This window comes from Vibrio splendidus, assembly GCF_024347615.1.
GTDB classification, from domain to species: Bacteria; Pseudomonadota; Gammaproteobacteria; order Enterobacterales; family Vibrionaceae; genus Vibrio; species Vibrio splendidus.
In genome coordinates this window covers 3,092,822-3,104,386 of record NZ_AP025508.1, presented here as the reverse complement: position 1 = coordinate 3,104,386, position 11,565 = coordinate 3,092,822, and the positions used below count along the sequence as shown (strand labels likewise).

The following is an 11,565-nucleotide window of genomic DNA, read 5'->3' as shown; positions in this document are numbered from 1 at the left end:
TCATTCATCTTGGTGAATTGACCAAGACACAAAATTTGAGAGCAATCTAAACATGTCAAAAGTTGAATTTAACCCAGTAGACCATCCGCACCGTCGTTATAACCCATTAACGGGTCAGTGGATCTTAGTATCACCGCACCGCGCAAAGCGTCCTTGGAGTGGCCAAGATGAAAAACCATCGACTGCGCAGCTTCCTGCGTATGAGAAAGAGTGTTTCTTGTGCCCAACCAATACGCGTATTTCGGGCGATGAAAACCCAGATTACGACGGCACTTATGTATTCAGTAATGATTTCGCGGCGTTGATGCCTGACTCACCTGATGCTCCAGAGTCTGATAACCCTCTATTCAAGACTCAAGGTGTACGTGGGTTGAGCCGCGTGATCTGTTTCTCTCCGGACCACAGCAAAACGCTGCCGGAGCTTCCGGTAAACAAGATCCGTGGTGTTATCGATACCTGGAATGAACAGATTGAAGAGCTAGGTAAAGACTACCTGTGGGTTCAAGCGTTTGAAAACAAAGGTGAGACCATGGGCTGCTCTCAGCCACACCCACACGGTCAAATCTGGGCAAACAGCTTTTTACCCAACGAGATTGAACGCAAAGAAAAACTGTTAAAAGAGTACTTTGAACAGCAAGGTTCTAATCTTTTAGTGGATTACGTTGAAGCTGAAATGAAAGACGGCTCTCGCCCTGTGGTTGAAACTGAACATTGGATTGCAGTGGTGCCTTACTGGGCAGCGTGGCCATTTGAAACCATGTTGCTGCCAAAAACACACATCCGCCGTATGAGTGAACTGACTGACGAGCAGCGTGATGATTTAGCGCTTGCGATCAAGAAGCTGACGAGCCGTTACGACAACTTATTCCAATGCTCATTCCCTTACTCAATGGGCTGGCACTATGCGCCGTTCTTCGAAGAAGGTACTGACATCGACCATTGGCAGCTACATGCGTTGTTCTACCCGCCACTGTTGCGCAGTGCTTCGGTTCGTAAATTCATGGTCGGCTACGAAATGTTGGCTGAGTCTCAGCGTGATTTAACCGCAGAACAAGCGGCACAACGTCTTCGTGATTTGAGTGACGTTCACTACAAAGAGCAGGAATAGCCTGTTCCGTTGATAGTAAAACTAATCGATAACTCGGTTACTAAATAAAAGCGAGATTCCAGATATCTCGTCCCTCGATTATGGAATGACGGCAGGTGAAAGGCCTATAAGTTAGGAGCTTAAAAGCTTAGTCGCTGATGTTGTCATTCCCTACCGTGAGAGACGAACGAGGTAGGGGATCTAAAAGAATTAAAGTGGTGCCGTAAAGGGGCCATAACCAATTGAACAAAGAGTTTAACCAGAGAGTTTACTTATGTCTGACCTAATCCAAAACGTGAAAGCATCTTTTGAGCAAGTCCTTGGTTACCAAGCGACTCATATTATTCAAGCGCCAGGTCGTGTGAACCTGATTGGCGAGCATACCGACTACAACGATGGTTTTGTTCTACCGTGTGCCATTAACTACCAAACGGTAGTGGCAGCGGCTAAGCGTGACGACAACATCGTGCGCGTAGTATCAGTAGACTACGGTAATGCAGTGGATGAGTTCGACTTAACTCAAGAGATCACATTCCAACAAGATAAGATGTGGGCTAACTACATTCGTGGTGTGGTGAAGTGCTTAAAAGGTCGTGGTTTTGAATTTACAGGTGCAGACATCTCTGTAACGGGCAACGTGCCTCAAGGTGCAGGTTTAAGTTCTTCTGCGGCACTGGAAGTGGTCATCGGTCAGACATTCAAGGTGCTTTACAACCTAGAGATCAGCCAAGCCGAAGTGGCGCTTAATGGTCAGCAAGCCGAAAACGAATTTGTGGGCTGTAACTGCGGCATCATGGACCAAATGATCTCAGCTGAAGGTCGTGCAAATCATGCGATGCTTTTGGATTGTCGTAGCCTAGAGACTCAAGCGGTTTCTATGCCAGAAGATATGGCTGTGGTTATCATCAACTCGAACAAGAAACGCGGCTTGGTCGACAGCGAATACAATACGCGTCGTGAACAGTGTGAAGAAGCGGCGCGCATCTTTGGTGTTCCTGCACTTCGTGATGTGACTATTGAACAGTTCAAAGCGAAAGAGTCTGAGTTGGATGAAATGGTCGCGAAACGTGCCCGTCACGTGATCACTGAAAATGACCGTACCGTTGAAGCGGCTCAAGCTCTGCGTACTCATGACATGAAACGCATGGGCGAATTGATGGCTGAATCACATGCGTCAATGCGTGATGATTTTGAAATTACAGTCAAAGAAGTCGACACCTTAGTTGAGCTGGTAAAACACGTGATCGGTGACCAAGGTGGCGTGCGTATGACTGGCGGTGGTTTCGGTGGTTGTATTGTGGCATTGGTTCCGCCTGCATTGGTTGATGAAATTAAAACAACCGTTGAACAGAAATATCAAGCGGCGACGGGTCTAAAAGAATCTATTTATGTGTGCCAAGCGAAAGACGGAGCAGGCTTAGTTGAAGTAATCTAACGGCTTCGATACTTAATATAGAGCTTACCAACTAAAAAGATCATGGTAGGCCAAATGCTAAAGCCTTTATTTCAGGTAGAGGCTTTTTACTGGCGCTAGAAGGAATTTAGAATGACACAAGAGCAAAACCTGCATCAATCCATGACACAAACTCCAGCCTATGATGGCCAACCCGCTCAGTTAGTGACGCTATCAAATACGCATGGCATGCAAGTGACATTCATGGACATTGGTGCAACATGGTTGAGCTGTATCCTGCCAGTAAAGGGAAATAAAAGAGAGGTTTTGTTGGGTGTTAACTCAATGGAGAACTTCGATAAACAAGCCAGCTATATGGGCACAACCGTTGGTCGTTATGCTAACCGCATAGCCAATGGTCGTTTCAAAATTGATGGTCAGAACTACAAGCTGGAAACCAACCAAGCGGGCAATTCTTTACATGGTGGTCCGAACGGTTTTGATAAACGTCGTTGGAATATTGCCGAGCAGACTGATACATCTGTATCGTTTACTTTAGAGTCGGCTGATGGCGATCAAGGGTTTCCGGGGAATTTGAATGTGTCGGTGCGTTATGACATTACCGAAGACAATCGAGTTTCCATTCATTACTCTGCGACCACAGACAAGCCAACCGTGGTCAACTTAACGAATCATGCGTACTTCAACCTACTTGGTGCAGAAGCCGGGCACGATTGTTTGTCACACATTGTGAGCATCAACGCCAATCAGTTCTTACCGACCAACTCGGTAGGTATTCCATTAGGCAATCTTAAATCGGTGAAATCGACCAGCTTCGACTTCAATCAGCCTATGATGATCTCAGAGCGTTTGTTGGGTGATGAACAGCAGAAAGCAGCAAAGGGTTACGACCACTCTTTCTTATTAGCTGACGGCTGCAAGCGCACTCAATGCGCCGCTACCGTAACGTCACCAGATGCGCTCGTCACACTAAAAGTATTTTCAACCAAACCTGCGATGCAGCTATACACCGGAAACTGGCTTGGTGGTACACCAAACCGAAGTGGTGGCAGCTATGAAGATTACGCCGGTTTGGCGCTAGAAACCCAGTTCTTACCTGACTCTCCTAACCACCCAGAGTGGAAGCAGGACAGTTGTATTCTCAAGCCTGAACAAGAATATAACTACCGTACCTGTTACCAGTTTGAATTTTCGGGGGATTCTTCAAACTAGTACGCTCTAGCTCAAAACGGTTATGCCAATTGCTTTTGTTTGTGAATAGAACGATGTGAGTTATCGCGTTGTTCTTGGGGGATGAGCAAAAGTGGCGCTCAACAAGTGTGTGATTTATTAAGCGCGATTGTTGGGTATCCGAGTAAGGTAGGAAAGCCCTAACAGAAGCGATTCTGTTAGGGCTTTTTTTTGTTTGTTGTTTGGTTAGTTGACCAGAACTTAGATTTTCTCTACCGAATTACGGCGCACCAAAGTCGGAGAGAACATCATTGGCTCCGTTGAGGTGTTTTCACCTTTGGCTAAGTGCAACGCGAGTCGTGTCGCTTTCTCTGCCATCATCTGAATCGGGTAGCGAATGGTGGTTAGCTTTGGATGAACATAGCGTGCAATCAAGCCATCATCGAAACCGATGATCGACATTTTGTCCGGCGCTTGAATACCGTTTTCATCTAGGACAGACAAAGCACCTGCCGCCATGTAATCGTTGTACGCAACAATGCCTGTGATTGGCAGTGACTTGGTTAATAGGTTAGTCATGGCGTATTCACCCCCTTCACTGGTGGGAGCTGAGTACTCAATATAGCTGTCAGATAACGCTATTTTGTAATCCGAGAGTGCTGACAAGTAACCTTGTACACGCTCATCGGCATCTTCAATGCTGTGCGATGAAGCGATACAGGCAATATTTTTATGACCATGACGGATCAGATATTCAGTCGCAAGATACGCGCCTTTCTTGTTGTCCAAGAAAATACAACGGTTGGCAATCTCAGCAATATAGCGATTGATCAGCACTAAGCCTTTTACTTCTTTTGCATAGGCAATCAGTTCTTCGTCTGTCAGGCCTTTTGAGTGGATCACTAAGGCGTCGCAACGGCTATTGATCAGTAACTCAATCGCTTGTCTTTCTTCTTCACGATCGTGTGAGCCATTACCGACGAGGATATGCTTTCCGTTCTCACGAGCGACATTATCGACAGCCTTAACCAGCGTGCCAAAAAAAGGATCGGAGATATCACCAACCAACACACCGACGGTATTGGTGCTCTGGCTTACCAGCGCACGAGCATTGGCATTCGGGCGATAGCCGAGTTTAGACATCGCTTTGGTGACGGATTCAATTGAGTTCGCACTTGCCTTCGGAGACTTATTCACGACTCGAGATACGGTTGCAACAGAAACACCTGCTTCCCTTGCGACATCTTTAATTGTTGCCATTTTTAACCTCTATACATTGCTGCATCTATTTAACACCGACAATGAGTGCAAGGCAACGAAACTCTCATTTTACTTCCAGTAATGAGATCTTTACCGCTTGTAATTATTAGGCTTAATGCTAGTGTAAACATTTACATTTTACTTAATTTTAGTAAATAATTTAATGAGTGAAAATAAATCAATATAGGAAGTGAGAAATGGATACTGTCTCTTATGGTGACTTTGCTAAGTTAGAAATGCGTGTGGGTAAGATCATTGAAGTTGTGCGTCATGAAAACGCAGACAAGCTTTACATCGTGCAAGTGGATATCGGTGAGAAAACGCTACAAACGGTGACTAGCCTAGTACCTTACTACACCGAAGAAGAGTTGATGGGTAAGCAGGTTGTTGTTTTGTGCAATCTAGCGAAGGCGAAGATGAGAGGCCACACTTCTGAGTGCATGTTGTTATGTGCCGAAACGGAAGATGAATCTGAAAGTGTATTGCTGACACCGGAACGTGCGATGCCTGCAGGTATTCGTGTCGTTTAAGATCGTTTTAGGTTGGAGAGCGATCGAGCTCGCCAACCTAGATTAACTGGCGATTTAGATTAATTAACGATGTACATCCGTTACCAACGTATATTCATTAGCAACGTATATCCATTAATAACGTCCATCAACTAGCTTCGAACAGTCAGTATCAAGCCATCAATCACACTGTGGTGGTGATCTGAAACCCCAGCAAGATTGCCGTATTTAGGCTGGTGGCGATCATTTTCTAATGGGTGATGCCAACCTTGTGTGTGTTGAACAAAGTGCGCCGCAAAGCTTTCAGACACTTCTAAACATCCTGCTAATACCGTATCGACATAGGTTTGAACGATAGGGCTGTTTTCGCAAGGTGCTTGAATCTCGTCTTTGATGTAAACCCAGATCGATTGATCCTGTTTAAACTTATTTTGGCTTTCTATCTGAGAGGCCTTTAATTCGATTCGGTGATAACCACGCTCACGGCGATCAAACTCAGTCAGCGCAATATCATCCACCTCAAGTAAAACTCCATTCACTTGTCCCTCACCGAGATTCACGATCAAAGGTGACAACACATAGCTGTCATCGATCTTACTCCAATGACGAACTAGGCCATGCACTATCGCAGGAATCGCTTGCCCTGTTTGACCTGTGAGTTGACGAGAAGAGGAGTTGATCAAGCTACCATAACCAAAAATATACATCGCGTTCCCTGTCTGTTCTTTTGTATTTGAGACTAGTCTTACTATATGTTTGGCTTCATCAAATGTCAGTAGTTTTTTATTTTACACTCTCATGAGTCTAAATGACTTTTATAGGGCGTGTTTAATTGACACTTTTTTGAAGCCTAAAGACTCCTTGTTACTTGTTTTTATTGGCTTTATACCTTTGGCGCGTTTCATGCATTACGTTAGGCAATATTGCAGTGATGATTACTGCATCATGAATTTGACTATGAAATAGCAATTCCCAGAAGCCACTCTTGGCTTGTTATCTGAAATGAGGAACGAGTTTGTTAAATATCACAGATAAAAGTGTAGAAGATGCGATTCCTGCATATCTTCGATTAGGTTTTAGACCTTTCTTCTTTTTAGGCAGTCTCTATGCTGTGATCGCTATTGTAGCTTGGGTCATCATGTTCCAAAACGGTCAGCCAGAAATGCTAAAAGTACCGGCGCTTTGGTGGCACGTACATGAAATGCTGTTTGGCTTTGCCATGGCGATTGTGGTCGGTTTTGTGTTAACTGCGGTGCAAACGTGGACGGGCGTCAATGGAACCAAACACTATCGATTAGCCGCACTGGTTGGTTTGTGGTTAGCACCTCGTATTCTGTTTTGGACCCCCGCACCGTTATGGCTGATCTCATCGGTTGAGGCGGTGTTCTTAATCTTCGCCGCTTACGAAATTGGTTTCCGAGTCGTTAAATCGAAAGGCTGGAAGAATCTATTCTTTGTACCGCTGTTTATATTGGCTATCGTGGCGAACTTTGCTAGTTACGCAACTATTAAGGGTATGCCTCCATTTCCATCGTCTGCAGTTTGGCAAGCGATGTTGTGGTGGTTTACCTTGCTGCTATCAGTGATGGGTGGGCGAGTTATTCCGTTCTTCACGGCACGTCGCTTCGATTTTGAAAAAGCACAACCACTGGTTTGGTTGGAATGGTTAGCGAATCTACCTTTGGTTGGCTTATTTGTATTGAGCTTCTTCCCATTGACCTTTGCTCAAGTCGGCAATGAGTTGATGGTATTTGCAGGTGTGACTCAGTTGGTGCGCTTTATCCGCTGGAAGCCTTGGACTACGTTATCTGAACCCTTGGTGTGGTCGCTGCATGCGGCTTACCTATGCATCCCTTTAAGCTTGCTGCTACGTGGTTTATTAGACAACCCGTTCGCGAGCCACAACATGTTGCACTTGTTTGCGATTGGCGGTTTGAGTGGGTTAATTCTTGCGATGATTACGCGCGTGACAATGGGGCACACGGGTCGTGCTATCTATAAAGGGCCAAGTATGGCGTTAGCGTTCTCGGCTATTTTTGTCGCGGCTTTGGTTCGCAGCGTAGGTGTGACTTTCTTCCCTGCGTATTTATTTGAGATGGTGAACATCAGCGCGGGTTTATGGACGTTAGCATTCGGGTTGTTTATCTGGAAGTTCGGCATGATGCTTCTAACGCCAAGAGTGGATGGTCACCCAGGCTAAGCCTATTGATTTTCGAACCCATTTTGAAAGGGAAGCACTGAGCTTCCCTTTTTTGATCGCAGCAAAGCTCCATTCTCTTAGTGAGTATTCTCGGCAAGATATTGGCGCACTTGTGCAATGAGATCTTCTTTGGCGTGAGGCGAGATGAAACTCGCTTCGACAGCATTAATACTGAATTGCGCTAATTCGTTTTTGGTCAGTGGATGAGCATTGGCGACGGCGAGGAAGTTATCATTCATATAGCCGCCGAAGTAAGCCGGATCATCGGAATTGATGGTGACGCATAACCCTTTTCTCAGCAACTCGACGATATTGTGTTCTTGCATGGTGTTGAAGACCTTTAGTTTGGTATTCGATAGCGGGCACACGGTTAGCGGTGTGCGTTTAGCGATTAGCTGTTCCATCAAGTCTTCATCTTCAACACAGCGAACGCCATGATCAATACGGGTGATGCCTAACAAGCTCAGCGCGTCACTAATATTTTGCGCAGGGCCTTCCTCTCCGGCGTGCGCGACGGTCAGAAAGCCTTGGTTGATCGCCTCTTGGAACACATGCTTAAACTTCTCCGGCGGGTTTCCTTCTTCCGACGAATCCAGCCCGACGGCAATGATCTTATCTTTGTAGGGAAGGGCTTGTTTGAGTGTTTCAAAAGCGCTGTCTTCATCAAGATGGCGCAGAAAACACATGATCAGCTGGCTGCTGATCCCTAGTTCTTGCTCGGCTTGATTCAAAGCTTGAGTAATCCCACCAATGATGACTTCAAAGGCAATGCCACGTTCGGTGTGGGTTTGAGGGTCAAAAAAGATCTCAGTATGAACCACATTATCTTGTTGGCACTTGAGTAGATAAGCCCAAGTCAGGTCATAGAAATCCTGTTCATGAATCAGTACGTTTGCGCCTTGATAATAGATATCGAGAAAAGACTGAAGATTGTGGAATTGGTACGCGTCTCTTACTTGGTCTGGGTTATCAAAGGGAATCGACACGTTATTGCGCTTGGCCAGTTGGAACATCAGCTCAGGTTCTAGCGTGCCTTCAATATGTAAATGCAGCTCAACCTTGGGTAAATGTTTGATGAAGCTATCCATAGCAACTCCTTAGCTATTTTAATTATGGGCGGAGTAGGCGAGACAGTAGAGTCTGTAAACCTGAGCCTGCAGGTTATCTCTTTCATTTATCTCTGTTTGAGCATAGTTCATTTCATTGTTGTCGATAAAATTGCACAGAAGTTGATGATGAATCGAGAGTTACGAACCCATTGAAATCCGGCGCAAACGATTTGCAGCATGGGAGTGTGATCCGCTGCAAATATTTGCAGCAATATTCATTGATTTGTGCTCTAATACCGCGCTTACCAAGGGATGGTGTTAAAAGATGCTCACTTAGATGGAGTTATCAAAGTGACCGATCCCTTAATGATCTCCCTTAGGAAAAAATAGAACATGTCTAAGAACAAAAAATTTGATATCCGCCTTACAGAAAAACGCAACGGTTGGTGTGCAGAGATTACTCGTCAAGTAACGTCTCGCAGCACAACAGTATCTAAGCGTGAGTCTGGTTTCGAAACTGAAGCTCTAGCACAAGAGTGGGCAGAGAAAGAGCTAGCATCTTTCATCTCAAACCAAGCTGAACGTAACGAGCGTAAATCAGAGCAGCGTAAAGAGCGTGACGAACTACGTCACACTAAAGAGCTTAAAGCTGAGCAAGCACGTGAAGCACGCGCAAAAGCTCGTGAAGAAGAGCAAGAAGACGCTGAGTAATCCAGTGCACAATTAATTTACAGGTCCCTTAATTTTAAGATAAGGGACAAGTAAAAAAAGCCCCGATATAGCTTTTCTCTTTCTAGTTAAAAGTTTATCGGGGCTTTTTCATTTGTGGCGTATTAGTCTGGATCACGTAACCACTCATGGCTGGTGGCTACGTATCTGATTCACTAATTACCCGAATTCGGTCCTTAGTTGTTTAGCGCTGTCAGCCAATCGTCTTCCGCGACTTCTTCAATGTAACTCTCTACAGACTGTCCCACTTCATCATCATCTTGCTTAAAGTAAGCAATGTGGAATACTGCGTCACCTTCGTTTACCAACGGTAGAGTTTGTTGACCAATCACGATACCGCCTTTGGTTGTGATTACTTGGCCTTCTTGGTGACCCAATGGAGAACTGATGTAAGCCAGGGTTTGTCCAGCTTCAACTTGTTCGCCAAGCCTTACCATATTACGCAAAATGCCGTCTGATTCAGCGCGGATCCAACTGGTCGATTTGCTTAATACTGGCTCTGGTAACTTCTTACGGTTAGGGCGCAGCATGCCGATTTCTTTCATCACTTGATGCACGCCAAGGTAACCCGCACGAATCGCTAGGTGATCAAAACGCAGCGCTTCACCACCTTCGTAAGTTAATACAGGAATACCCAGCTTTTCCGCTTCGCTACGCAGTGAACCATCACGCAGTGGAGAATCTATGATCACGGGTGTTGCGAACGCTTTTGCGATGCGCAGTGTTTCAGGGTTCGACAGGTTTGCACGGATCTGTGGCAAGTTAGTACGGTGAATCGCACCCGTGTGAAGATCCAGAATGTAATCACAGTGCTTCGCTACGTTCTCAAAGAAGGTGTGAGCGATGCGTGATGTCAGTGATCCTTTTTCACTTCCTGGGAAGCAACGGTTCAGGTCACGACGGTCTGGTAGGTAACGAGACTTATGGATAAAACCGAATACGTTAACGATAGGCACAACAAGTAGTGTTCCTTTCAGTTTCTTTGGATCAATCGCATTGGTCAGCTGTCGTGCAATCTCAACACCGTTTAATTCATCTCCGTGGATCGCCGCGTTTACCATCAGTGTTGGGCCCGCTTGGCGACCATGAATAATTTCAATCGGGATTGAAAGTGGAGAATGCGTGTAAAGCTGAGCCGCTTGCAGTTCAATCTCCATTCTCTGTCCTGGCTGAACAGTATAACCAAGTAATTCGAAGGGTTGATTAGGTTTTAGTCTTGCCATTTAGGTTGTTCTCAACATGGTGATAATTCGCTAACACGGAATGTATCAATCGTTGATTTTTAGTACGAATCAATCGCTTTACGGTGACGACAAAACTTTTTTATGGAGGCGTTTCTTAATTGGTTTCTGTTTTTGATTTAGCTAGTTAGAAGGGGTTTAGAATTGTGAATTTCCTGACAATACATTGATTTAACGCTGATATTTATTGTTCGGTTGGTTGGTATTATCCATCGCCATTTTTTGGCGGCCAAATTCAAATATCGAGATCAAAATGAAAAAAACAATTTCAAAAGTTGTAGCACTAGCAGTGGTATCTGTTGCTCTATCTGGTTGTGTGGGTAGTAACGCAGTAACCGGTTATCTAATGAAGTTTAACGTGAAGGCTGTTGATAACCGTTACGCTCGTGGTGGTTTGAACATACTACTTGCACCTGCGTATGGTCTAACGGTTGCTGCCGATTACCTAGTATTCAACTCACTAGAGTTCTGGACGGGTAGCAACCCACTAACAGGTGCTCCGCACATCTTTGATACTAAGACTGATACTTACCTTGATATCAACGATCAGCTTGATAAGTCACTGACTGAAGCGCCAGTAGGCCCGATCACGAGTGCCGATATGATTGAGAAAGGTCAAATGCAGCAGATCGACGAAAACACTATCCAAATGGACATCACTTACCAATCTGGTGAGCGTGCGACGTTAATCGGTGTTCGTGAAGGCGAGATGGTGACGTACTTCATCGACGGCGAAGTAGTGGCACAAACTTCAATTGATGAGCTAGAAAGCTACGCGGCTTCACGCGCTTAATTATTTATTTAGTCACAAGTAGCAGTGACAAAGATTAGATACAAAAACAGGTACTCATTGAGTACCTGTTTTATTTTGTTCTTAATAAACGGTGTTTACTGAAAAGTGCTATT

At 45.1% G+C, this 11,565-nt stretch carries 11 protein-coding genes; 7 read left to right on the top strand and 4 right to left on the bottom strand.

The features are described 5' to 3' along the window. Positions 1-52: 52 nt before the first annotated feature. From OCU90_RS13780 to galM, 3 genes are all read left to right on the top strand, one after another. Complete coding sequence (locus OCU90_RS13780; RefSeq protein WP_061022399.1) at positions 53-1,108, top strand: UDP-glucose--hexose-1-phosphate uridylyltransferase; 1,056 nt, start codon at positions 53-55, stop codon at positions 1,106-1,108. Positions 1,109-1,361: 253 nt separating this feature from the next. After that, positions 1,362-2,522 (top strand): galactokinase, encoded by a 1,161-nt coding sequence (galK, locus tag OCU90_RS13775; protein WP_004734423.1) that lies wholly within the window; start codon positions 1,362-1,364, stop codon positions 2,520-2,522. Positions 2,523-2,633: 111 nt separating this feature from the next. Then, entirely contained in the window at positions 2,634-3,713 is a 1,080-nt protein-coding gene (galM, locus tag OCU90_RS13770) for a galactose-1-epimerase (protein WP_061022398.1), read from the top strand. Positions 3,714-3,932: 219 nt separating this feature from the next. Here the strand turns inward: galM and OCU90_RS13765 are convergent, their stop codons facing one another. Continuing rightward, positions 3,933-4,931: a substrate-binding domain-containing protein gene (locus tag OCU90_RS13765; RefSeq protein ID WP_017080052.1), complete on the bottom strand. Its 999-nt coding sequence runs from the start codon at positions 4,929-4,931 to the stop codon at positions 3,933-3,935. Between the two features lie 197 nt (positions 4,932-5,128). On the opposite strand from OCU90_RS13765, the gene OCU90_RS13760 reads away from it, so the two are divergent. After that, positions 5,129-5,461 (top strand): tRNA-binding protein, encoded by a 333-nt coding sequence (locus OCU90_RS13760; RefSeq protein WP_004734420.1) that lies wholly within the window; start codon positions 5,129-5,131, stop codon positions 5,459-5,461. 131 nt (positions 5,462-5,592) lie between these two features. Here the strand turns inward: OCU90_RS13760 and OCU90_RS13755 are convergent, their stop codons facing one another. Then, complete coding sequence (locus OCU90_RS13755) at positions 5,593-6,147, bottom strand: gamma-glutamylcyclotransferase family protein (RefSeq protein ID WP_061022396.1); 555 nt, start codon at positions 6,145-6,147, stop codon at positions 5,593-5,595. Positions 6,148-6,455: 308 nt separating this feature from the next. On the opposite strand from OCU90_RS13755, the gene OCU90_RS13750 reads away from it, so the two are divergent. Further along, on the top strand, positions 6,456-7,640 hold the full coding sequence (locus OCU90_RS13750; RefSeq protein WP_017080054.1) for an NnrS family protein: 1,185 nt from the start codon (positions 6,456-6,458) through the stop codon (positions 7,638-7,640). Between the two features lie 77 nt (positions 7,641-7,717). Here OCU90_RS13750 and OCU90_RS13745 read toward each other — a convergent pair whose 3' ends face one another. Continuing rightward, positions 7,718-8,728 carry an adenosine deaminase gene (locus OCU90_RS13745; protein ID WP_017080055.1) on the bottom strand — a complete coding sequence of 337 codons (1,011 nt, stop codon included), beginning with the start codon at positions 8,726-8,728 and terminating at the stop codon, positions 7,718-7,720. Positions 8,729-9,082: 354 nt separating this feature from the next. Here OCU90_RS13745 and OCU90_RS13740 point away from each other — a divergent pair, with 354 nt between their 5' ends. Beyond that, entirely contained in the window at positions 9,083-9,400 is a 318-nt protein-coding gene (locus OCU90_RS13740; protein ID WP_004734416.1) for a DUF3622 domain-containing protein, read from the top strand. Positions 9,401-9,594: 194 nt separating this feature from the next. Here OCU90_RS13740 and OCU90_RS13735 read toward each other — a convergent pair whose 3' ends face one another. Beyond that, positions 9,595-10,641: a succinylglutamate desuccinylase/aspartoacylase family protein gene (locus tag OCU90_RS13735; protein WP_004734415.1), complete on the bottom strand. Its 1,047-nt coding sequence runs from the start codon at positions 10,639-10,641 to the stop codon at positions 9,595-9,597. Between the two features lie 271 nt (positions 10,642-10,912). Here OCU90_RS13735 and OCU90_RS13730 point away from each other — a divergent pair, with 271 nt between their 5' ends. After that, positions 10,913-11,452, top strand: coding sequence for a DUF3332 family protein (locus OCU90_RS13730; RefSeq protein ID WP_004734414.1), 540 nt, complete (start codon positions 10,913-10,915; stop codon positions 11,450-11,452). Positions 11,453-11,565 lie beyond the last annotated feature (113 nt).